Annotated in this window: 17 protein-coding genes, 4 tRNA genes and 3 rRNA genes; 9 read left to right on the top strand and 15 right to left on the bottom strand. The window is 42.5% G+C overall.

What is annotated here, in order from left to right; translation table 11 throughout:
- Positions 1 to 487: 487 nt before the first annotated feature.
- The 7 genes from NXG61_RS14490 (at position 488) to NXG61_RS14460 (ending at position 6,178) form a co-directional block, all read left to right on the top strand.
- Positions 488 to 2,037, top strand: a 16S ribosomal RNA gene (locus NXG61_RS14490).
- A gap of 110 nt (positions 2,038 to 2,147) precedes the next feature.
- Positions 2,148 to 2,223, top strand: a tRNA-Ala gene (locus NXG61_RS14485).
- An 8-nt stretch (positions 2,224 to 2,231) separates the two neighbouring features.
- Positions 2,232 to 2,308: transfer RNA gene (locus NXG61_RS14480), tRNA-Ile, on the top strand.
- 326 nt (positions 2,309 to 2,634) lie between these two features.
- Positions 2,635 to 5,558, top strand: a 23S ribosomal RNA gene (locus tag NXG61_RS14475).
- Between the two features lie 293 nt (positions 5,559 to 5,851).
- Positions 5,852 to 5,968, top strand: a 5S ribosomal RNA gene (gene rrf, locus NXG61_RS14470).
- Together the 16S, 23S and 5S rRNA genes with 4 tRNA genes alongside form the textbook arrangement of a ribosomal RNA operon.
- A 56-nt stretch (positions 5,969 to 6,024) precedes the next feature.
- A tRNA-His gene (locus NXG61_RS14465) sits at positions 6,025 to 6,101 on the top strand.
- A 1-nt stretch (position 6,102) separates the two neighbouring features.
- Positions 6,103 to 6,178, top strand: a tRNA-Trp gene (locus NXG61_RS14460).
- A 185-nt stretch (positions 6,179 to 6,363) separates the two neighbouring features.
- On the opposite strand, the gene pdxT is transcribed toward NXG61_RS14460, so the two are convergent.
- Together pdxT and pdxS are read right to left on the bottom strand one after the other, a co-directional pair.
- Positions 6,364 to 6,930 (bottom strand): pyridoxal 5'-phosphate synthase glutaminase subunit PdxT, encoded by a 567-nt coding sequence (gene pdxT, locus NXG61_RS14455; RefSeq protein ID WP_196605641.1) that lies wholly within the window; start codon positions 6,928 to 6,930, stop codon positions 6,364 to 6,366.
- Between the two features lie 2 nt (positions 6,931 to 6,932).
- Positions 6,933 to 7,811, bottom strand: coding sequence for a pyridoxal 5'-phosphate synthase lyase subunit PdxS (gene pdxS / locus NXG61_RS14450; RefSeq protein ID WP_307224453.1), 879 nt, complete (start codon positions 7,809 to 7,811; stop codon positions 6,933 to 6,935).
- A gap of 121 nt (positions 7,812 to 7,932) precedes the next feature.
- Here pdxS and NXG61_RS14445 point away from each other — a divergent pair, with 121 nt between their 5' ends.
- Both NXG61_RS14445 and NXG61_RS14440 read left to right on the top strand, forming a co-directional pair.
- Positions 7,933 to 9,372: a PLP-dependent aminotransferase family protein gene (locus NXG61_RS14445; protein ID WP_307224451.1), complete on the top strand. Its 1,440-nt coding sequence runs from the start codon at positions 7,933 to 7,935 to the stop codon at positions 9,370 to 9,372.
- A 248-nt stretch (positions 9,373 to 9,620) separates the two neighbouring features.
- Positions 9,621 to 11,312 carry a diguanylate cyclase gene (locus NXG61_RS14440; RefSeq protein ID WP_307224449.1) on the top strand — a complete coding sequence of 564 codons (1,692 nt, stop codon included), beginning with the start codon at positions 9,621 to 9,623 and terminating at the stop codon, positions 11,310 to 11,312.
- A gap of 84 nt (positions 11,313 to 11,396) precedes the next feature.
- Here the strand turns inward: NXG61_RS14440 and NXG61_RS14435 are convergent, their stop codons facing one another.
- The 13 genes from NXG61_RS14435 to NXG61_RS14375 form a co-directional block, all read right to left on the bottom strand.
- Positions 11,397 to 11,744, bottom strand: a complete 348-nt coding sequence (locus NXG61_RS14435) for a NifB/NifX family molybdenum-iron cluster-binding protein (RefSeq protein ID WP_196605637.1) — start codon at positions 11,742 to 11,744, stop codon at positions 11,397 to 11,399.
- Between the two features lie 21 nt (positions 11,745 to 11,765).
- Complete coding sequence (locus NXG61_RS14430) at positions 11,766 to 12,248, bottom strand: low molecular weight protein-tyrosine-phosphatase (protein ID WP_196605636.1); 483 nt, start codon at positions 12,246 to 12,248, stop codon at positions 11,766 to 11,768.
- A 180-nt stretch (positions 12,249 to 12,428) separates the two neighbouring features.
- Positions 12,429 to 13,850 carry an NADH-quinone oxidoreductase subunit N gene (locus tag NXG61_RS14425; protein ID WP_307224447.1) on the bottom strand — a complete coding sequence of 474 codons (1,422 nt, stop codon included), beginning with the start codon at positions 13,848 to 13,850 and terminating at the stop codon, positions 12,429 to 12,431.
- Positions 13,850 to 15,388: a complex I subunit 4 family protein gene (locus NXG61_RS14420; protein ID WP_196605634.1), complete on the bottom strand. Its 1,539-nt coding sequence runs from the start codon at positions 15,386 to 15,388 to the stop codon at positions 13,850 to 13,852. The genes NXG61_RS14425 and NXG61_RS14420 overlap by 1 nt, the downstream gene beginning before the upstream one ends.
- Positions 15,389 to 15,390: 2 nt before the next feature.
- Positions 15,391 to 17,292: an NADH-quinone oxidoreductase subunit L gene (nuoL, locus tag NXG61_RS14415; RefSeq protein ID WP_307224445.1), complete on the bottom strand. Its 1,902-nt coding sequence runs from the start codon at positions 17,290 to 17,292 to the stop codon at positions 15,391 to 15,393.
- 11 nt (positions 17,293 to 17,303) lie between these two features.
- Positions 17,304 to 17,612: an NADH-quinone oxidoreductase subunit NuoK gene (nuoK, locus tag NXG61_RS14410; RefSeq protein ID WP_307224460.1), complete on the bottom strand. Its 309-nt coding sequence runs from the start codon at positions 17,610 to 17,612 to the stop codon at positions 17,304 to 17,306.
- A complete protein-coding gene (locus NXG61_RS14405; protein ID WP_196605632.1) occupies positions 17,612 to 18,127 on the bottom strand; it encodes an NADH-quinone oxidoreductase subunit J family protein in 516 nt (171 codons plus the stop codon). The genes nuoK and NXG61_RS14405 overlap by 1 nt, the downstream gene beginning before the upstream one ends.
- A complete protein-coding gene (locus NXG61_RS14400; RefSeq protein ID WP_196605631.1) occupies positions 18,117 to 18,524 on the bottom strand; it encodes a NuoI/complex I 23 kDa subunit family protein in 408 nt (135 codons plus the stop codon). The genes NXG61_RS14405 and NXG61_RS14400 overlap by 11 nt, the downstream gene beginning before the upstream one ends.
- 10 nt (positions 18,525 to 18,534) lie before the next feature.
- The gene (gene nuoH, locus NXG61_RS14395; RefSeq protein WP_196605957.1) at positions 18,535 to 19,527 is read right to left on the bottom strand and encodes an NADH-quinone oxidoreductase subunit NuoH; all 993 of its coding nucleotides are present in this window, start codon (positions 19,525 to 19,527) and stop codon (positions 18,535 to 18,537) included.
- A gap of 74 nt (positions 19,528 to 19,601) precedes the next feature.
- Positions 19,602 to 20,699 carry an NADH-quinone oxidoreductase subunit D gene (locus tag NXG61_RS14390; RefSeq protein WP_196605630.1) on the bottom strand — a complete coding sequence of 366 codons (1,098 nt, stop codon included), beginning with the start codon at positions 20,697 to 20,699 and terminating at the stop codon, positions 19,602 to 19,604.
- Positions 20,699 to 21,169, bottom strand: a complete 471-nt coding sequence (locus NXG61_RS14385) for an NADH-quinone oxidoreductase subunit C (protein WP_307224442.1) — start codon at positions 21,167 to 21,169, stop codon at positions 20,699 to 20,701. The genes NXG61_RS14390 and NXG61_RS14385 overlap by 1 nt, the downstream gene beginning before the upstream one ends.
- Positions 21,166 to 21,666 carry an NADH-quinone oxidoreductase subunit B gene (locus tag NXG61_RS14380; RefSeq protein WP_196605628.1) on the bottom strand — a complete coding sequence of 167 codons (501 nt, stop codon included), beginning with the start codon at positions 21,664 to 21,666 and terminating at the stop codon, positions 21,166 to 21,168. Before NXG61_RS14380 ends, NXG61_RS14385 begins: the two co-directional genes overlap by 4 nt.
- Positions 21,657 to 22,010, bottom strand: a complete 354-nt coding sequence (locus NXG61_RS14375; protein WP_196605627.1) for an NADH-quinone oxidoreductase subunit A — start codon at positions 22,008 to 22,010, stop codon at positions 21,657 to 21,659. Before NXG61_RS14375 ends, NXG61_RS14380 begins: the two co-directional genes overlap by 10 nt.
- Positions 22,011 to 22,074: the final 64 nt, after the last annotated feature.

Genomic DNA, 22,074 nt, shown 5'->3' with positions numbered 1-22,074 from the left:
GCATGAAGGTATATCCTTCTGCTCCTGCTTTTATAAAAAACAATACGGTAAAGTGATATTATAAAATTTGATATAATAGTGTATTATTTGCTGGAAATCATGGAAAAGCCTGTAATATAAGGGAGAACAGGCACAATAAGAAAGGTGTGCGGCAGGAAGAAAGGGAGCAGAAAAAGAGCAAAAAGGAAAAATCTGAAAAAAAGATCAGAAAAAGGATTGACAAAGAATGTGAGATTAGATATAATAATTTCTGCGCTCAAGAGAGCGGCAGGGACTCGGAAACAAATCAATAAGATTTGAAAAAAAGTTCTTGACAAACGAAAACGCCTGTGATAATATATATAAGCTGACTCGTTGAGGCAGGCACCTTGAAAACTAAACAATACATCATAATGTTTTCAAACATACCGGATGTGCGGTTTAAATATAAACCTGAAACAATTTCTTTTAAAACAAAATGAAAGAGCCAAATTGGCTCTCCAATAAATTAATGGAGAGTTTGATCCTGGCTCAGGACGAACGCTGGCGGCGTGCTTAACACATGCAAGTCGAACGGGACTTTTATTTCGGTAAAAGTCTAGTGGCAAACGGGTGAGTAACGCGTAGGCAACCTACCTTCAAGATGGGGACAACATCCCGAAAGGGGTGCTAATACCGAATGTTGTAAGAGTACTGCATGGTACTTTTACCAAAGGCGGCTTTTAGCTGTTACTTGGAGATGGGCCTGCGTCTGATTAGCTAGTTGGTGACGGTAATGGCGCACCAAGGCAACGATCAGTAGCCGGTCTGAGAGGATGGACGGCCACATTGGGACTGAGACACGGCCCAGACTCCTACGGGAGGCAGCAGTGGGGAATCTTCCGCAATGGGCGAAAGCCTGACGGAGCAACGCCGCGTGAACGAGGAAGGTCTTCGGATCGTAAAGTTCTGTTGCAGGGGACGAATGGCATTAGTGCTAATACCACTAATGAATGACGGTACCCTGTTAGAAAGCCACGGCTAACTACGTGCCAGCAGCCGCGGTAATACGTAGGCGGCAAGCGTTGTCCGGAATCATTGGGCGTAAAGGGAGCGCAGGCGGACATTTAAGCGGATCTTAAAAGTGCGGGGCTCAACCCCGTGATGGGGTCCGAACTGAATGTCTTGAGTGCAGGAGAGGAAAGCGGAATTCCCAGTGTAGCGGTGAAATGCGTAGATATTGGGAAGAACACCAGTGGCGAAGGCGGCTTTCTGGACTGTAACTGACGCTGAGGCTCGAAAGCCAGGGTAGCGAACGGGATTAGATACCCCGGTAGTCCTGGCCGTAAACGATGGATACTAGGTGTAGGGGGTATCGACCCCCCCTGTGCCGGAGTTAACGCAATAAGTATCCCGCCTGGGGAGTACGGCCGCAAGGCTGAAACTCAAAGGAATTGACGGGGGCCCGCACAAGCGGTGGAGTATGTGGTTTAATTCGACGCAACGCGAAGAACCTTACCAGGGCTTGACATTGATTGACGCATTCAGAGATGGATGCTTCCTCTTCGGAGGACAAGAAAACAGGTGGTGCATGGCTGTCGTCAGCTCGTGTCGTGAGATGTTGGGTTAAGTCCCGCAACGAGCGCAACCCCTATCATTTGTTGCCAGCACGTAACGGTGGGAACTCAAATGAGACTGCCGCGGACAACGCGGAGGAAGGCGGGGATGACGTCAAGTCATCATGCCCCTTACGTCCTGGGCTACACACGTACTACAATGGGATACACAGAGGGAAGCAAAGGAGCGATCCGGAGCGGAACCCAAAAAATATCCCCCAGTTCGGATTGCAGGCTGCAACTCGCCTGCATGAAGTCGGAATCGCTAGTAATCGCAGGTCAGCATACTGCGGTGAATACGTTCCCGGGCCTTGTACACACCGCCCGTCACACCACGAAAGTCATTCACACCCGAAGCCGGCTAAGGGCCTTATGGAACCGACCGTCTAAGGTGGGGGCGATGATTGGGGTGAAGTCGTAACAAGGTAGCCGTATCGGAAGGTGCGGCTGGATCACCTCCTTTCTAAGGATTTTTTATAAAATCTGTCGAGTACATCCGGAAAACGTGTATGAAAAGTTTAATGTATTGTTTAGTTTTGAGGGTTTCTCCCTCTATAATAAGAATGAACTAATGGGGGCGTAGCTCAGATGGGAGAGCACCTGCCTTGCAAGCAGGGGGTCAGGAGTTCAACTCTCCTCGTCTCCACCAGAAGAGAAGGGCCTATAGCTCAGCTGGTTAGAGCGCACGCCTGATAAGCGTGAGGTCAGTAGTTCAAGTCTACTTAGGCCCACCAAATATTGCACATTGAAAACTACACAGAAGAAAGCAAAGAACAATTATCACCAATGCCAAACTTGTGAAAAAACATTTTCTAGAGAATGGCGGGGAATAGTTGGACCAAGCACAATTAGGAAACTAAAAACAAAAGCTAAGACGAAACATATGAACTTAAGCTAAAAGGTGACATTTTAAGAGTAATCTTAGAATGTAACGGCAAAGCTGCAAGAAACATCATAATGCAAGGAAGGGCAAAGCTGAATGAAAAAAGCGTATTATATATGCTGATGAGTAAAGCAAAGCACTGACGAAGCAGGATGGTATTAATGGCAGGTTTGACGAAGTTAAGCGAATAAGGGCATACGGTGGATGCCTTGGCGCCAGGAGCCGACGAAGGACGCGGTAAGCTGCGAAAAGGTACGGGGAAGAGCAAGCATCTAGTGATCCGTACATATCCGAATGGGGCAACCCGTCAGAAGAAGTTCTGACATCCGAAAGGAAGGTAAACCCGGGGAACTGAAACATCTAAGTACCCGGAGGAAGAGAAATCAAACGAGATACCCAAAGTAGCGGCGAGCGAAATGGGCAGATGCCCAAACCGTAACACTTCGGTGATACGGGGTTGAGGACCGGCAGAAATTAAGGAACGTTTAGCCGAATGACTTGGAAAGGTCAGGCATAGGAGGTAAAACCCCCGTAGGCGAAAAGCGGAACTTAAGGGCCGGGATCCAGAGTATCGCGGGGCACGAGAAACCTTGCGAGAAGCTGGGGGGACCACCCTCCAAGGCAAAACACTAACTGGCGACCGATAGCGCATAGTACCGTGAGGGAAAGGTGAAAAGAACCCCGGAAGGGGAGTGAAATAGAACCTGAAACCGTATGTCTACAAGCAGTCGAAGCTCCGTAAGAGAGCGACGGCGTGCCTATTGAAGAATGAACCGGCGAGTTACATTATATTGCGAGGTTAAGTGGAAGACACGGAGCCGAAGCGAAAGCGAGTCTTAATAGGGCGTTAAGTAATATGGTGTAGACCCGAAACCGCAGTGATCTATGCATGTCCAGGTTGAAGCGCAGGTAAAAATGCGTGGAGGACCGAACCCGTGAGTGTTGAAAAACTTTGGGATGAGGTGTGCATAGGGGTGAAATGCCAATCGAACGCGGAGATAGCTGGTACTCCCCGAAATAGCTTTAGGGCTAGCCTCAAGGGAAGATTACAGACGGTAGAGCACTGATCAGGCAAGGGGGCGTAAAGCCTACCGACCCTAGTCAAACTACGAATGGCTGTAATAAAATACTTGGGAGTCAGACTGCGAGTGATAAGACCCGTAGTCGAAAGGGAAACAGCCCAGATCACCGGCTAAGGTCCCAAATGCTGTGCTAAGTGGAAAAGGATGTAGGACTTCATAAACAACCAGGATGTTGGCTCAGAAGCAGCCACCATTAAAAGAGTGCGTAATAGCTCACTGGTCGAGAGGCTCTGCGCCGAAGATGACCGGGGCTCAAGCACAGAACCGAAGCCGTGGCAGGATATAGAAATATATACTGGGTAGGGGAGCATACTGTATGCGACTGAAGATGTACCGTAAGGAGCATTGGAGCGTACAGCAGAGAGAATGCCGGTATGAGTAACGAAAAGAACAGTGAGAATCTGTTCCACCGAAAGCCTAAGGATTCCTGGGCAACGCTCGTCGTCCCAGGGTAAGTCGGGACCTAAGCCGAGGCACAAAGCATAGGCGATGGACAACAGGCAAAAATTCCTGTACCACTTCGGATCGATTGAACGAAGGAGTGACACAGAAAGCAGTTTGAGCGCGCGAATGGAAGAGCGCGTCGAAGCCGGTAGGCTGCATGGCAGGCAAATCCGCCATGTGAGAAGGCTGAGAAGTGATAGATAGGTGAATCTACGGAGGAACCGAATTCAAACGAGCTACGCTGTCGAGAAAAGCTTCTAGTGAGAGAAGAAGTGCCCGTACCAAAACCGACACAGGTAGGCGCGGAGAGAATCCTAAGGTGCGCGGGACAACCCTCGTTAAGGAACTCGGCAAAATATATCCGTAACTTCGGGAAAAGGATAGCCGCAGACGGTGAAACCCGAACGGGTGGAGCTGAAGGCGGTGGCACAAGAGAGGCCCAAGCGACTGTTTAGCACAAACACAGGTGCCTGCGAAAGAGAAATCTGACGTATAGGTGCTGACACCTGCCCGGTGCCGGAAGGTTAAGAAGAGGAGTCAGGAGCAATCCGAAGCCCCGAATTGAAGCCCCGGTAAACGGCGGCCGTAACTATAACGGTCCTAAGGTAGCGAAATTCCTTGTCGGGTAAGTTCCGACCCGCACGAAAGGTGTAACGACTTGGGCACTGTCTCAACGAGGGACCCGGTGAAATTGAAATACCTGTGAAGATGCAGGTTACCCGCGACTGGACAGAAAGACCCCATGGAGCTTTACTGTAACCTGGCATTGATATTCGGTAAATAACGTACAGGATAGGTGGGAGACTTAGATACATTGGCGCAAGTCAGTGAGGAGTCATTGTTGGGATACCACCCTTTATTTAACGGGCATCTAACTGAAAGAGTAACGATCTTCAAGACAGTACCAGGCGGGCAGTTTGACTGGGGCGGTCGCCTCCGAAAGAGTAACGGAGGCGCCCAAAGGTTCCCTCAGCGCGGCCAGAAATCGCGCAAAGAGTGCAAAGGCAGAAGGGAGCTTGACTGCGAGACCAACAAGTCGAGCAGGTGCGAAAGCAGGGCTTAGTGATCCGGTGGTACCGCGTGGAAGGGCCATCGCTCAACGGATAAAAGCTACCCTGGGGATAACAGGCTAATCTCTCCCAAGAGTCCATATCGACGGGGAGGTTTGGCACCTCGATGTCGGCTCATCACATCCTGGGGCTGAAGCAGGTCCCAAGGGTTGGGCTGTTCGCCCATTAAAGTGGTACGTGAGCTGGGTTCAGAACGTCGTGAGACAGTTCGGTCCATATCCATCGCGGGCGAAAGAAACTTGAAGGGGGCTGCTCCTAGTACGAGAGGACCGGAGTGGACGAACCAATGGTGTACCAATTATCCCGCCAGGGGTACAGTTGGGTAGCTACGTTCGGAAAGGATAAACGCTGAAAGCATCTAAGCGTGAAACCTGCCTTAAGATGAGGTTTCCCAGAGCCGTAAGGCTTGGAAGGCACCTTGAAGATGACGAGGTAGATAGGCCGGGAGTAGAAGTATGGTGACATACGAAGCGGACTGGTACTAATAAGCCGAGAGCTTAACTTAATTTCATCTATAAATGTTTGGTCCTGATTTCTTCTGTGAAGTTTTGAGTGTGCAAGATCACTCATAAAAGTATATAGGTAAAGGGAAAGCAGCAGATTAGTTCCTGGTTTACTTTATATATGAGCACTAAGGTGCAGAAAAGAACGTCTAAGGAAACATGGCGTTCGTAGACTCACTCTGCGTACTTTATTTCTAAGTGCTGAAGCACTAAGAAGGGCAAGGAAACGCGTCGTTCGCGATGCTCACTTTGCGTACTTCATCTCTAGACTGCTAAAGCAGTAAGATCTGAAGCATCTGGTGGCGATACCTGGATGGATCCACCTGTTCCCATTCCGAACACAGTAGTTAAGCATCCACAGGCCGAAGGTACTTGGGGGGCAGCCCCCTGGGAGATTAGGTTGCTGCCGGTTCAGTTTATATCAGGTTGTCATTTTGATAACCTGATATTGCTTTTTCTATTAATATGGTGGCTATGGTGAAGCGGTCAACACGGCGGATTGTGGCTCCGTTATTGCGTGGGTTCGATCCCCACTAGTCACCCCATAGGGGTATAGCTCAATTGGTAGAGTAGTGGTCTCCAAAACCATTGGTTGAGGGTTCAAGTCCTTCTGCCCCTGCCATAGAATGTGCAGCCAGATTTTCAATAGAGAATCTGGTTTTTTGTATATATTTTTATATAATAACGCAGACAATATACTGGCTATTATATTAGTAAAACAATTTAAGGAAATACAGCACAACTTTTAGAGCAGGGCAAATGCCCTGCTCTTTTTGTATAAAAATTCTTAAGAAAAAGTATATCCGATCAACATAATTCAACAAAATATTTATGAAAACTGTTATCTGCGGTCAGTTCAGGGTGAAAAGAAGTGGCCAGCATATTTTTTTGTTTCGCTGCTATAATATGTCCGCGTGTTTCTGCCAGGATTTCCACTCCTTTATCTGCCTTGTCGATATATGGTGCACGAATAAATACCATAGGTATTTCATTTGCCGATACATGTTTGACACGCTGCATTGCGGTAAAGCTGTCCAGCTGTCCGCCGTAAGCGTTGCGGCGGACAAGTATGTCCATAGCGTTAAGATAGGTTTTTTTCTGATCACAGATATGTTTAGCTAATAAGATCATACCTGCGCATGTTCCCCACACCGGCATACCAGCATCTATTTTCTTATGTAATGGCTCCATTAGGCCAAATGCTTCCAGCAATTTTCCTATAGCTGTGGATTCACCTCCGGGAATGATAATACCGTCAATTTGATCAAGTTCATCTTCACTTCGTATCTTGCGGCCCGCTGCACCAACTGCTTTTAATTTTTTCAGATGTTCATCGACAGCTCCCTGCATAGCCAAAACACCTATTTTTTTCATTATTACCAACCTCTGTCAGCAAATTTTTCCTTTTCGTCAATTGATTCGATATTAATTCCCACCATAGCCGGTCCAAGGTCTTCGGAAATTTTTGCCAGTCTCTGCGGGTCATTATAGTATGTGACAGCTTCTACAATCGCTCTTGCTCTTTTCATGGGATTTCCTGACTTAAATATACCGGATCCCACAAAAACACCGTCGACCCCAAGCTGCATCATCAATGCTGCATCGGCAGGGGTTGCAATGCCGCCGGCTGCAAAATTTACCACAGGCAGAGAACCATTATCGTGAACGTATTTGATGAGATCGATTGGTGCGCCAAAGTCTTTAGCTATACTCATAAGCTCCATTGGGGAGGCCAGTTTGACACGGCGTATATCATTCAACATAGTACGCATATGTGTTACTGCTTCTACCACATTGCCAGTGCCGGCTTCTCCTTTCGTTCTTATCATTGAAGCCCCTTCACCTATGCGCCGCAGGGCTTCTCCCAAATTTCTTGCCCCGCATACAAAGGGGATTTTAAAAGAAGCTTTATCAATATGATTTGTATTGTCCGCAGGTGTGAGAACTTCAGATTCATCTATATAATCTATTCCCACGGCTTCCAATATCTGCGCTTCAACAAAATGACCTATCCGTGCTTTTGCCATAACTGGTATGGATACAGTTTCTTTTATTTCACGGATCATTTTCGGATCGGACATGCGTGCGACACCGCCTTCGCGTCTGATATCAGCAGGGACCCGTTCAAGCGCCATAACAGCAACGGCACCTGCTTCTTCCGCCGTCTGGGCCTGTTCCACGTTGGTGACATCCATGATTACGCCGCCTTTAAGCATTTGAGCAAGATCTTTGTTTAATTGATATCTTGATTCCATAAAATTTTAGCTCCTTATTGACAAATTTTGGAAATTTATTAAAATAGAACTGTACTAGTACAATTGTAAGATGATTTTAATAAATTTTCTTATTTTAACAAATATATGGAGTAAATGCAATATGAAAAAGGAATTTAATGATTTTGTATCGATACAATTAATAAGAAATACAAAAGAAGCATTATATGTTCAATTATATAGTGAACTTTTGAAATTAATTCGTTCAGGAATATTTGCTCCGGGATATAAACTTCCACCTGTGAGAAAATTGGCTGATTATTTATCTATAAATACAGGAACAGTAGTAAATGCATATAAAGAATTGGAAAAAAATGGTTTTATTTTTTCCGCAGCAGGTAGCGGTAGTTATGTTTCTGAGCAGCCTATGGTTGTTCATTCAGCTGTTGACTATGAGTTTGATACAGCTAAAATATATACCCCGGAATTATTGGATCCCAGAGAAAATATATCTTTTATAAATATGCGCAGCATATCGCTGAATCCTGATATTGTATCTGTGGACGAATTAAAAAAAGTTCTTATAAAAATATTGGATCGGGATCAGGGGCGTGCCTTTACCTATCAGGAAAGTCAAGGTTTTTTTCCCTTGCGCCAGTCTATTGCCCAATATTTGCGGAAAAGTAAAATTTTTACAGATGCTCATAATCTGCAAATAATTTCGGGAGCACAACAGGGAATTGATATAGTTTCGCGTACTCTGTTAAATCATGGTGACTATGTGTTCACTGAAACGCCAACTTATCCGGGGGCTATGGCTGCTTTTTTGGCAAGAGGAGCAAAAATAATAGATATACCTCTTGAAGAGGATGGTATTGATCTAAATGTATTGGAATCTCAGCTGCGCCGGTTTCATCCCAAACTTATTTATTTAATGCCGGTGCTGCAAAATCCATCAGGTTGTTCGTATAGTTTGAAAAAACGAAATCAGCTTTTATCATTGGCGCGGTATTATAATACTTTTATTTTGGAAGATGATTATATAAGTGAATTATCATATTGTCCGTCACCTTTATTTCCACTTAAATCACTTGATAGGGATGACAGGATTATCTATATAAAAAGTTTTTCTAAAATTTTTATGCCGGGACTGCGGATCGCTTTTTTAAATATGCCGGAATGTTTATCAAAGAAGTTGTTGCAAGTAAAATATATTGCCGATATTTCTACATCCGGTTTTACTCAGAGAATATTCGATCTTTATCTGCGTGAGGGCCTATGGCAAAAACATGTAGGTGATATTAGACGAATATATAGTGCGCAATTTGATTTTGCCTATAATACGGCAAAACAGTATCTGCCGGCCACTGTATCTTGGAGAAATCCACACGGAGGACTTTCTTTTTGGCTAAAACTGCCAGAGGGAGTGACTGCTGATGAATTATGCAGGACAGCGGAAGATAACAAATTATTGTTGACAGATGGTACAGGATTCTATCCGCGTCATATTGACAGGCAGCATATACGGATCAGTTTTGCGTCACTTTCCCTCCAGCAGATAGAAACAGGCATGCGCATATTAGGCGGACTTTTGGGGAAATGATTTGTCGTTCATTATTGAATAATGATTTGTGTTCAGCGTTGTTTCATTTGTATAAGTAGATATATTTTCTCTAAAATATGCTATAATTAGACTTATTGCTTCTCATTTTTATGCGTTGCCGGTTATAAAAATTTACGGCATAATAATTGCTGCGAATTTAAATATAGTTGGCATGAAAAAGATTTTGCTGAATATTTTGAGTGTGGATGCAGTAGTATTATTTTATTTATGATAACTGGGGGGATAATATGTTGTTGCTGCATTTTGAAAATGATAAGTCATTTTCAAAAAGAATTTCTGATATTGCTATGCAAGAAGACTTTTCATATGAACGTACAGATGAGTTTGAACAAGCATCAAGAAGGATAAGTGAGAAAAAATTTGATTTGCTTGTAATTGATCAGGATATTCATCGCATATTGAAAAATGATTTTATAAAAAAACTGACATCTACCGGATTCGTATATCCGCCTGTTATTATAATCACAGCAAAAGATAATCTCAGAATAAAAAAGCAATGTTTTAATATGGGGATCATGGCCTATTTTAAAAAAGACCAATTCAATTCTGCCAGCTTTGTACGTTATTTGCAAACTATAAAAAAAGAACGAGAAAATATAAATCTGATAAAAACGTTCAAAATAGCAGTTATTGATGACAGCCGTTTTTCAATTGAGATAATAAAAACATTTTTCAATACACATGGTATATGCAATGTCGATTATTATCAGAAGCCATCAGAATTTTTAAAACATGCCATGGAATACAATTTTTTTCTGATAGATTTAGTAATGCCTGAATATAATGGTGATGATGTTATTTCGTATATTCGTGAAAAAAACGAGGAAGCTATTATTATTTTGGTTACTGCTTATAATAATGAAAATATTCTGCCTCATTGCCTGAGCGTTGGCGCTAATGACTTTGTATTGAAACCACTTGATTTCAAAATGTTTATGGCCAGGATAAAATCATGTGTCAGTCAATATTATCTCAAAAAGGAATTGCTTTCAAAAAATGAAAAACTTTTTAATTTGGCTACTAAAGATGCTTTGACGGGATTATATAACAGAATATATTTTATCGAAACTTGCCAGAATAAATTAAAAGAAATTAACAGGACAAAGCAGCCTTTATCATTTATCTTATTGGATATAGATCATTTCAAGACAGTAAATGATCGTTATGGTCATCTTAAGGGAGATTTTGTGCTCAAGGAATTGTCATGCGTATTAAATGATAATTTACGCGCCGCAGATATTTTATGCCGATGGGGCGGTGAAGAATTTATTATCCTGCTCATAAATACGGATGTGACTTCGGCAACAAATGTTGCCGAAAAAATACGTGCGATCATAGCAGGGCATTATTTTAAGGAAATAGGTGCTATTACGGCAAGCTTTGGCGTGACGCAGTACCGCGAGAATGATGATGACGAAACAATTTTTAAGAGGACAGATAATTCACTTTATCTTGCCAAGCTTACAGGAAGGAATAAAGTCATAAGCGATGAAGAACTGAAAATAATATATAATGATAAACCGACGACTATCCAATGGGGTCCTTTTTTCAAAAGCGGCAACATCCATATTGACAGGGATCATCATCGGCTTATAAGTATTTCCAATCAAATTATACATAGCTGTTTTTCCGCTGCTGAATCCAAAAATCCTGCTGATTTGTTTATAACACTTGGCGAGGAGCTTAAGAATCATTTTAAGCGCGAGGCGGAAATCTTGGCCAAGGCGGGTTATCCGTTATATCTCAAGCATAAAGAAAACCATAGCTTATTGCTAAAAAATGCAGATATTGTCCTTAGAAATCTGAAAGACGAAAAAATAACTTTTATTGATGCTGCAAAATATCTTATTCAGGAAATTGCGGTAGGACACATAATTAAAAGTGATTTTAATTATTATTATATATTCGGCAGAAAATAAATCGTTTCAGCAACAAAATTGCCTTAGAGAACAGAGTGGGTGTTCTCTAAGGCAATTTTGTCATTAGATTTATTTTTCCTGGTTTCAGTTGTGGCTGTCGTGATGGTCACATCGTATATCGGCATCGTATTGGAGACTGCCCATAAGATAATCATTGACAGCTTTATCGGTTTTTCCGGTAACTCCACCAAAAAATTGGATCCCATTCTGCTTCAGCAGGTCTTGAGCGCCGCTGCCGATTCCTCCGCAGATAAGAATGTCAATTTCCTTTTCTTTAAGGATGTCGACTATCTTCCCATGCCCGCTGCCGCTGACAGAGATCATTTCTGTATTGATTATGGCATGTTTGCTGACTTTGTAGAATTTAAAAGTTTCCGTTTTTCCAAAATGCTGAAACACTTGTTCTTTTTCATAAGGTACTGCTATGATCATATTGGCAAACCTCCTGCTTATTCATTGACTGGATTTCGCTGTTAATTTGGTATCCTTAATAATATATTGCAAAAAAGCCATGCAGCCTTTCGCTATATCATCATAAGTACAATCAAAATCTCCCGTGTACCAAGGGTCCGCTATCTCACTGACATTGTCTGTAAAAGAAAGCAACAAATGAATTTTTCGTGCTGAATCTTTTTCGATGATCGATTGCAGTTCACGTATGTTCTGCCTATCCATGACTAAAATATAGTCGTATTTCAGATAATCTGCCTGGGTAAATTGTATTGCCCGGTGCACAGTATAGGGAATTTTTTTCTGCCGAAGTTTGGATTTTGTTTCAGGATGCATATCACGGCCGATTTCTTCGCTGCTGGTGGACGCTGAAGTTATCAGAAATTGCCCTTCCTGTTTACGGTGCCGCAACAGATCTTTCATAACAAATTCGGCCATAGGACTTCGGCAGATATTACCGTGGCATAAGAAACATATTTTTACCATGTATTCCTCCATAGAAAAATTATGAATACTTTTCAGGCGCATCAATCAAATTTTTGATCGACGGTATGTCTGGGATCAATCAGTGATTCAGTACCAAGTGTGATGTGACTACAGTATTATTATAACTTATCAGTCAGGTTTTAGCACTTTTTTTAAGGTTTTTTCCGGGTGGTTTTTAGATTATTTTAGAAATGTAACGGCTGCAAGATTTGTCAGTACGGATAAGTATTGAGGCCATATACCAAAGAGCACGGTGGCTGTCATACTGATTAAAATGGCAGTGCGCAAGGAACCGGATATATTGATATTGACGGGATCAAGTATGTCACTGTACATTACTCTGACTACCTTGAGATAATAATAAACGGAAAGCATAGACATTATAAAACCAACAAATGCCAACCATAGATAGCCATGCTCGACAGCTGCCATGAATAAATAAAGTTTACCGGCGAAGCCTGCAGTAGGGGGAATACCAGCCATAGAAAGAAGCGATACAGCCATGACCATAGCCAGAAGGGGGGAACTTTGCGAAAGTCCCGCAAAATCATCATAGTTAGTACCTTTTTTGTAGAATTCAACAACAGTAAGAACAGCAAAGGCACCTGCATTTGCCAAAATGTACAGAAAAGCATAAAACAGAACGCCCTTTATGCCCTGCAGGCTTGCGGCACAAATCCCTACAAGCATATATCCTGCTTGAGCAATGGAGGAATAAGCCAGCATTCTTTTAATATTTTTTTGCCGCATTGCAGCGATGTTGCCGCCGATCATGCAAACAGCTGCAAAAACGGATAAAATCGGCAGAAAATAATCGGCTGCCGGCCAAAAAGCCGCAAAAAGTATACGCATGAAGACGGAGATAGCAGCTGCCTTTGAACCCATGGCTAAAAGAGCGGTAACCGGTGTGGGAGCACCTTCATATGTGTCTGGAGACCACATATGAAAAGGGATGACAGACATTTTGAAAAACATGGCAGAAATTATCATCATCATTCCTGCTATGCTGAGCAACGAAAAAATGTCAGGATTTCCGTTTATTGCAGAGAAAGAAAAACTGTGAGCCGTTCCGTAAATAAGACTTATGCCATAAAGCATAACAGCAGTGGATAATGAGCCTATAATAAGATACTTAATAGCCGCTTCAGAAGATTTTTTATCATTCATACTGAAACCGGTCAAAGCATAAAAGCTTATAGTCATAAGTTCCAGACCGATAAACATAGTCAGAAAGTCATTGGCTGAAGCAAGTATCATCATGCCTGCAAGCGCAAATAAAAGCATGGAATAAAATTCACTTTTGTATTTTATAGACTCTGTGTAGCGTAAAGAAAAAAGAATAGTCAGAATGACAGCCAGTAAAAAAAGCTGTTTGAAAAAGATGGCATAATTATCATAATAGAACATATTCTGGTAAAAATAAGGAGAAGCTGTAATATGATACTGCCAGAACAGGCTTGCAGCCAAGACTGATAGAACCAGTAGGGCTGTATAGCCAAGAGACCGACGAGTTTCTCTAGATGGCAGCAAGAGATCAAATACCGTCAAGAGCAATGCCAAAATCGAAACAGTAATTTCCGGATAAATAACATATAAATTCATTACCATATCCCTCCTAAAGTAAAGAGCAGGGAAGGGGCCGCGTTTAATCTGTCAAGGAATGGTCCTAAGGGTGATATACCGCTGTTTATCGGAGCCAGCAAAAGCTGCGGAAACAGGCCGAATAAAATGAGAACGGCACTCAATAGAAACAGAGGGACTAATTCGGCACCCTTCGCATCATTATAACAATCGAATCTGCTGTCCCGCGGTCCGAATAAGATTTTCTGCAAAACCCGTAGAATATAAATAGAGGTGAATATTATACCCGATACGGCAGCAATTGCCAGAACAGGATATTTGGCAAATAAGCCGACGAAGGTAGTATACTCTGGAATGAACCCGATAAGTCCCGGCAGACCGACAGAAGACATACCTGCCAGCATGAAACCGGTAGCTATTTTTGGCATTTGGTGGGCAAGTCCGTGCAGCTGCTCCGTACTGCGCATATGAGTTTTTTCATATACATAACCGATCATAGCAAAGAATAACGCGCTCATAATACCATGTGCTACCATATTGGCTACAGCTCCGCTTAAACTGATGGTGTTGAGAGCCGCAAAACCTAAAAGCACATATCCCATATGAGATACAGAAGAGTAACCGACTACATATTTAAGATCTTTTTGGACAATCGCTATATATGCCGCATAGATAACATTGGCGAGACCCAGCAATATAATCAGCGGAGCCCAGAATTTTGCGCCCTCCGGTAAAATTAAAAGACCCAGGCGTATAAGTCCGTAACCGCCGATTTTTTTCAAAACACCGGCGTGAATCATTGAGACAGCTGTGGGCGCACCGGCGTAACCGTCTGGAGACCAAGTGTGAAAAGGGAACATTGATAAAAGAGTACCAAAGCCGAGCAGCATAAGCAAAAAAACAATTATTTGAAATTGCTGACTTAAGGTTCCGTAAAAATGCGCATTGGCTAAAGCAACAATATCAAATGTGCGCATACCGGGAGGAAATGCCTGAAGATATAAGGCAATTATGCCGACCAGCATAAAGGCGGAACCTATTAAAAGATACATTGTGAGTTTCATGCCGGCGTATTCTTTGCTTACTTTTTTAGTAGAACCCCATACTATCACCATTATATAAATAGGAATAACCACCAGTTCATAAAAAAGCAAAAAGATGAATAGGTCCATGGCAATAAAAGTGCCTGTGACACCGGCTATCAGCAGTAATAGTAAAATAAAGAATTCTTTCGGCCGTTTATTGATATTCCAGGAGCTGAATACAGAGGCCAGACCGATTATGTTCGTTAAAAAAAGCATGGGCAGGGATATGCCGTCTATACCGACAGAATATGAAACGCCAAGATCGCTTATCCAGGGAATTTTTTCTGTGAATTGCAGACCTCCTGCTGAATTGTCATAAGAGATGTACACATAGACCGTCAGCAGAAAACTTATCAGCATTGCCGTGGCAGATATGATTTTTATGGTTTTTTCTGAGGAGGGGGGGACAAAAAACAAAAGAAATATAGCCAGAACAGGCATCAGCAAAATTGTTGACATAAAAGGGAATTCCATTGTTATAAAACGCCTCCTCCGGCAGTAATGCCGCTTATTTTATTAAAATACAGGATACCGCAAAGCAGGAGAATAATTACACCGCATAAAAATGCAGCCGCATATCTTTGTGTCTGGCCTGTCTGTATTTTTCCTAAAAGTGTACTGGAAAACAGGACTAATCCCGAAATAACATTTATTATGCCGCCTATGATATAAATATCGATAAAATACATTACTCTGCCTATTCCATCAATAAAAAAGCGGCATAAGACAGCATAAAATTCATCAATATAATATTTATGAAAACTTATTGTATACAATACGCCCATCCTGGCAGCTATGCAATCGGCAGACCATTTTTTTCTGACATATATATTCCAGGCGAGGATGAAAGCAAGAAGCGGCAAAACGGCGGAGAGTACAGCTATAGATATATCCATATGCTCAGGCTGCGGCGCACCAAAGCGAATCCAATAACCAAAATCATATATATAGCCGCCAAGACCGCTTACCAGTGATAAAACTGCCAGAAGTACCAACGGGATCTGCATAAAGCAGGATATATGATGCAGCCGCATATTGGTTTTTTCGCCGAAAAAGACAACAAATAATAGTCTGGCCATATAAAAAGCCGTCATAAAAGCTGTTATCACAGCTATTATATATATAGGTGTGTTGACTGACAAAGCAGCCGATAAGATTTCATCCTTGGAAAAAAAACCGGCAAACGGAGGAACACCTGATATTGCCAGGACACCGATTGTCATTGTGATGAAGACAATAGGTATTTTTTTACGCAGACCGCCCATTTTGAAAATATCGGCTTCATCATTCATCGCATGCATGACGGCACCGGCACAGAGAAAAAGAAGTGCTTTGAAAAAAGCATGTGTGAAAAGATGAAATAAAGAGGCTGTCAGGGAGCCAACTCCCAATGCCAGCATCATGTAACCCAGCTGGCTTATCGTGGAATATGCCAGGATACGCTTTATCTCGCGTTGGGATATAGCTATGCTGGCACCGAAGAAAGCAGTAAAGGCACCGAGCCATGCAATAAATTCCAGCAGAGCGGGTACGGATGCAAACAAAAAATATGCTCTTGCGACCAAATAAACACCGGCTACTACCATTGTTGCGGCATGTATTAATGCAGATACCGGTGCGGGTCCTTCCATAGCATCGGGAAGCCATACATGCAGGGGAAATTGTCCTGACTTGCCGATAGGTCCTATAAAAAGCAGGATGCCTATTATGGTTAAAGTACCAGTTCCGTACGAAGCAATATAAGAAGGAAGCAGCTGTCTCAGTTCAAGAAAATCGACAGTACCAAAAACAGTCTGCAGCAGCAAAATACCTATGAGCAGACCAAAATCACCTATACGTGTGGTGATAAATGCTTTTTTTGCTGCCTCTCTTGCGGCAATACGCTGATAGTAAAAACCGATCAGCAGATAGGAACATAAACCTACCAGTTCCCAAAATATATACATTTGCAGGAAATTTGCGGATATGTTCAGGCCAAGCATAGAAGCACTGAACAGCGATATATAAGCAAAAAAACGTCCGAAACTCTTATCGCCCCGCATGTAGCCTATGGAATATATCTGTACAAGCAGGGAAACGAGTGAAACGACAAACAGCATCATCACGGAGAGCGGGTCGATCAACATACCCATTTCAAAATGCAGATCGGCTGCTTCTGCCCAAATGACATGCCCGACAAACGGAGCATCCACACTGATACCGCTGCCGATAACGGCTATTGCTGCAAATATTGCCAAGATAAAGCTGACAGCAGAAGCAAAAACAGCTATGCAGGCTGACAGAGCAGACCATCTCTTAAAGAACAGACCTATCAGAACGAACGCTATAGCCGGCATTAAGGGAATAAGCCACGCGTTGGTGAGTGCAAAATATTCCATTTTTCTGCCTCCTATCCTTTCATGCTGTTCAATTTATCAATATTGACTGTTCTAAAGTCACGGTAAACACGGAAAATAAGTGCCAGCCCCACTGCAACTTCAGCAGCGGCCACTGCAACAGAGAAGAGAATCATTACCTGCCCTGAAAGATCAGGCATAGGCAAAAAATAGTTGAATGCTGCTAAATTGATGTTTACTGCATTGAGCATAAGTTCAATGCACATTAATATTGAAAAAAGATTTCTTTTTATCAATATTCCATACAGACCGATGCAGAAAAGCGCTGCACTTATTATCAGAAAATGTGTTATGCCGATAATCATTTTTCATCAGCTCCTTTCGCTAAAACGACAGCACCTATCATAGCAGCCAGAAGCAGTACTGCCGCTATTTCAAAAGCCAGCATATAGCGGTCAAGCAAAAGTTCTGCTAATGCTGAAACGGTATCATCGGGAAGAGTCACTGTATTTAATGTCGGCAAAGTTCCTGCGGTTATAAATATATAGGACATCAAGAAAAACAATATGCCTGCAAGCACAGATGCGCGAAAAATGTATTTCTTTTCCGGCATGCTTGTTCGTTCCATAGTGGTCCTTCTGGTTATCATTATGCCAAGAACTATTAAAATGACGACAGTACCGGCATAGATCATTATCTGAACCGCTGCCAGAAAATCGGCATTGATCATCGCGTAAAGACCGGCAACGGATATAAAACAAAGAGCCATAAACAGCGCGGAATGGACTAAATTACGGCAGTATATTATACCCAATGCGGAGAAAAGCATAACTGCGGCTAAAAAGTAAAATAAACCTGAGGATAAATCAATATTCATTGTTTTCGTCCTCCTTGTTTCGTTTTACAGCATCATATGTCAGCTCTTCTATATGATAACAGGCGATTTCATAATTTTTATCCCAAGTTATCGCTTTTGTAGGGCAGGCTTCTACACAAAAATTGCAATATAAACAACGCCCCGATTTATGTACATATTTTTTCATATGCCGTTTTTTTTGTTCATCAATTTCTACCGTCAAGGCCAACGCTTCGTTAGGACATGCCATAGCACATAATTTGCAGCTGATACATTTTTTTTCATTCAAAATAAGTCTGCCACCGCGAAATAAATCGTTCATCACCAATTTTTCTTCAGGATACTGAACAGTTTCCTTTCTACTGAAAAAATGTCTGAGGGTAACAGACAGTCCTATTAATAGACCTTTGCCCTGCATATCACTCACCTCAATATATCCATTTATATATATATATGCCTATTCCTGTGGCCATTATATTAAACAGAGCCAAAGGGAGCAGGACCTTCCAGCTCAATGCCATCATTTGATCGATTCTTGTACGGGGAAATGTCCATCTTATCCACATAAATACGAAAATGACGGCAAAAACCTTCAATATAAACCATGATATTCCTGGCAGAAAAGGTCCCTGCCATCCACCTAAAAATAAAGTAACAGTTAAAATAGCAGCAGCAAGAAGATTGGTATATTCTGCAAGAAAGAATAAAGCCCAGCGCATACCACTGTATTCAGTAAAAGGACCGGCTATTATTTCTGCCTCTCCTTCGACAAGATCAAAGGGGGTGCGGTTTGTCTCCATGAGCATGGCAATTATAAAAATAATGAAAGCCAGTGGTTGGACGGCAATAAACCATATGCCCGATTGGGCAGAAACTATATCGCTCATACGCAGGGAACCTGTCATCATTACGATGGCCAAAATGGAAAAGGCTATAGGGATTTCACTGCTCAGCATCTGTGCTACAGCCCGCATAGCACCCATAAATGAATATTTGTTTTCCGATGCGTAACCACCCAGTAAAAACAGAAGAACACCTTGCGACATGACAGCTATTACAAAAAATATACCGATGCCTATGTCTGCAAAAATTACACCGTTGTCAAAGGGAAATACAGCATAAACTAATGCAGCGGGAATAAACAGCAGCATCGGTGTTATACCCCACAGCAATTTTTCTGCTTTGGCGGGAACTATATCTTCTTTTGACATCAGCTTTATCATATCGGCAACTGTTTGTAAAAGTCCGAATGGGCCTACACGATTAGGGCCAAATCGATCCTGTATGAGGCCGCATATGCGGCGTTCCATATAGACCTGTATGATAACAGCCAAAGAAATAACAGCAAATATTACTACTATTTCCAGCAGCACTATAAAAAGCTGCGCTATAAATATATTACCAAAAATAAATTCTGCGATCCTGGTTAAGAAAACCGTAAGATTTACAAGCAATCCTTCATGCACATTCTTCACCTGCCCTTATTCAAGAAATTTCAGCAATCAACTTCACCCAAAATCGGATCAATGGTGGACATAGCCACAACAACATCACCAACAAGATAACCCTTGCATAATATATTCAATGCCTGCAGATTGATAAAAGACGGTCTGCGTATATGAATACGGTAAGGTTTTGCTGATCCGTCACTTACTATATGATAACCGACTTCACCGCGCGGTCCTTCAGTCGTATCGTATATTTCGCCCTTGGGCGGGCGGAGCACCTTAGGAACTTTTGCGGTAATTTGTCCATCCGGGATACCGTCAAGAGCCTGCCGTATTATTTTGGCGCTTTCACTTATTTCTTTTACTCTTACAATATACCTGTCCCAGTTATCACCGTTCTTTCCCAGCGGCACGGAAAATTCAAAATTGTCATAGGAACTGTAAGTATTATCTTTACGTAAGTCATAATCGATGCCGCTTGCCCTGAGCATAGGTCCGGTTATTCCTAAACGCCGTGCCTGTTCGCCTGACAGCAGAGAAGTTCCTTTTAAACGATGCTGGAATATCTCATTTCCGGTCAGCAGATTGTTATATTCGTCAAGCATTGAAGGCAGATCAGCTAAAAATTTATTGATCATATCAACTATGGCGGATGAGAGATCACTTCTCACACCGCCGATCCGTATATAACTGTAAGTCATACGAGCGCCGCAAAGCTCGTTGAAGATGTCAAGAATACGCTCCCTGTCGCGGAACGGATAGATCATACCCGTAGTTGCACCTATATCTACAGCGAGTGAACCGATAAAAATCATGTGGCTGGCTATACGATTCAGTTCAGCCATAATAACTCGCAGATACTGTGCTTTTTCCGGAATATCTATAGCGGCCAGTTTTTCTACAGCATGGCAGTAGGAAAAATTATTGTTCATGGCCGATACATAGTCTAATCTGTCAGTATAGGGCAGACATTGAAAATATGTGCGGGCTTCCATTAGCTTTTCTATGCCGCGGTGCAGGTAACCCATGCAGGGGACAGAATCGACAACTTTTTCACCGTCCAATGTAAGCAGTACCTGCAATACTCCATGAGTGCTGGGATGAACAGGCCCCATAGACAACTGGTATGTTTCTGTTTTTATCATTACCCGTTCTCTCCTTCTTTTTCAGCTTGTCTGTAAGATTTTTGCAGGGGGTAGCCAATAAAATCATCAGGCAGCAATATCCGCTGTAAATTGGGATGGTGAAGAAAAATAATGCCCATGAGGTCATATTGCTCCCGTTCATGAAAATCGGCCTCCGGCCAAAGAGCGGTCATAGTTTCTAAGGCTGGCGAAGCTTTTGCCAGGGGCACTTTTACCATAAGTTCCTCGGAATTTATTCTGCTGGTAAGATCGTAAACAACTTCAAAATAGTCATCATAATCAACAGCAGTGATATTTGAGAGCATGTCAAATTTATGCTGAGTATTGAGGCTGTGCATGATTTTTGGAAAATACGGCAGCGACCTTATAATAAGGGGGGGATTTTCTGCTGCATCGTCAAAGTCGATATCCGTCGGAAAATCTTTTTTCAATGTATAAAGCTTATCCCTGCCCATATAGCGCCTTTTCATTTTTTCACCTTCTGTATTATTTCCGGATGACGTATTTTTTCCTTTAATTGGAGCATTCCATAGATCAGTGCTTCAGGCCGGGGCGGACATCCCGGAATAAAAACATCAACAGGAATAATTTTATCTACACCTGGTACTACAGAATAGGCATCGGCAAAAGGTCCGCCTTCGTTGGCGCAGCTTCCCATAGCGATTACATATTTAGGATTCGGCATCTGTTCATAAAGACGTTTTAAGGGAGGAGCCATCTTCCAGGTCAGCGTGCCCGCTACGATAAACAGATCGGCTTGGCGCGGTGACGGACGAAATACTTCATAGCCGAATCTTGCCAAATCAAATCTTGCCGCAGCTGCGCACATCATTTCTATGGCACAGCAGGACAGACCCGATGTCAGCGGCCAGAGAGAATTGCTGCGTGCCCATTTAAAAAGACCGTCGATTGTTGTGATCATAACATTATTTTTTAACACATCCGGCACTATATCGACTATTTCCATGTCAAAGCTCCTTTCTTCCATGCATAAGCCAGACCAACAGCTAAAATACCTGTAAATATAAACATTTCCACCAGAGCGAATAGACCAAGACTGGCGAATTTTACAGCCCATGGAAATAGAAAAATAGTCTCTACATCAAATACTACAAAAATGATTGCATATAAGAAATAACTGATCCGGTATCGGGTCACGTTACGCCCTACAGTATCCACACCGCATTCATATTGTGAATTTTTTTCCTCGTTAGGCTGACGGGGCTGAATTAACAGTGGGACTATCATTGCCATGACAGGAAATAATGACGCAGCAATTAATAATATGAGTATTTTAGTAAATTCAGACATATTCTCACCTCCGTTTTAAAATTTATGAAGAACTTAATTTATATAAATAGATTTTGAAAAAAAT

It is taken from the genome of Pectinatus haikarae (assembly GCF_050916305.1).
GTDB lineage: Bacteria > Bacillota > Negativicutes > Selenomonadales > Selenomonadaceae > Pectinatus > Pectinatus haikarae.
The sequence above is the reverse complement of the archived record's forward strand: the minus strand, read 5'-3'. Positions and strand labels throughout refer to the sequence as shown.

Excerpts from the sequence above, each read along its gene's own strand:
- pdxT (WP_196605641.1), bottom strand. The coding sequence starts at position 6,930 with ATGAAAAAAATAGGTGTTTTGGCTATGCAGGGAGCTGTCGATGAACAT.
- pdxS (WP_307224453.1), bottom strand. The coding sequence starts at position 7,811 with ATGGAATCAAGATATCAATTAAACAAAGATCTTGCTCAAATGCTTAAA.
- NXG61_RS14445 (WP_307224451.1), top strand. The coding sequence starts at position 7,933 with ATGAAAAAGGAATTTAATGATTTTGTATCGATACAATTAATAAGAAAT.
- NXG61_RS14440 (WP_307224449.1), top strand. The coding sequence starts at position 9,621 with ATGTTGTTGCTGCATTTTGAAAATGATAAGTCATTTTCAAAAAGAATT.
- NXG61_RS14435 (WP_196605637.1), bottom strand. The coding sequence starts at position 11,744 with ATGATCATAGCAGTACCTTATGAAAAAGAACAAGTGTTTCAGCATTTT.
- NXG61_RS14430 (WP_196605636.1), bottom strand. The coding sequence starts at position 12,248 with ATGGTAAAAATATGTTTCTTATGCCACGGTAATATCTGCCGAAGTCCT.
- NXG61_RS14425 (WP_307224447.1), bottom strand. The coding sequence starts at position 13,850 with ATGAATTTATATGTTATTTATCCGGAAATTACTGTTTCGATTTTGGCA.
- NXG61_RS14420 (WP_196605634.1), bottom strand. The coding sequence starts at position 15,388 with ATGGAATTCCCTTTTATGTCAACAATTTTGCTGATGCCTGTTCTGGCT.
- nuoL (WP_307224445.1), bottom strand. The coding sequence starts at position 17,292 with ATGGAATATTTTGCACTCACCAACGCGTGGCTTATTCCCTTAATGCCG.
- NXG61_RS14405 (WP_196605632.1), bottom strand. The coding sequence starts at position 18,127 with ATGAATATTGATTTATCCTCAGGTTTATTTTACTTTTTAGCCGCAGTT.
- NXG61_RS14400 (WP_196605631.1), bottom strand. The coding sequence starts at position 18,524 with ATGCAGGGCAAAGGTCTATTAATAGGACTGTCTGTTACCCTCAGACAT.
- NXG61_RS14390 (WP_196605630.1), bottom strand. The coding sequence starts at position 20,699 with ATGATAAAAACAGAAACATACCAGTTGTCTATGGGGCCTGTTCATCCC.
- NXG61_RS14385 (WP_307224442.1), bottom strand. The coding sequence starts at position 21,169 with ATGAAAAGGCGCTATATGGGCAGGGATAAGCTTTATACATTGAAAAAA.
- NXG61_RS14380 (WP_196605628.1), bottom strand. The coding sequence starts at position 21,666 with ATGGAAATAGTCGATATAGTGCCGGATGTGTTAAAAAATAATGTTATG.
- NXG61_RS14375 (WP_196605627.1), bottom strand. The coding sequence starts at position 22,010 with ATGTCTGAATTTACTAAAATACTCATATTATTAATTGCTGCGTCATTA.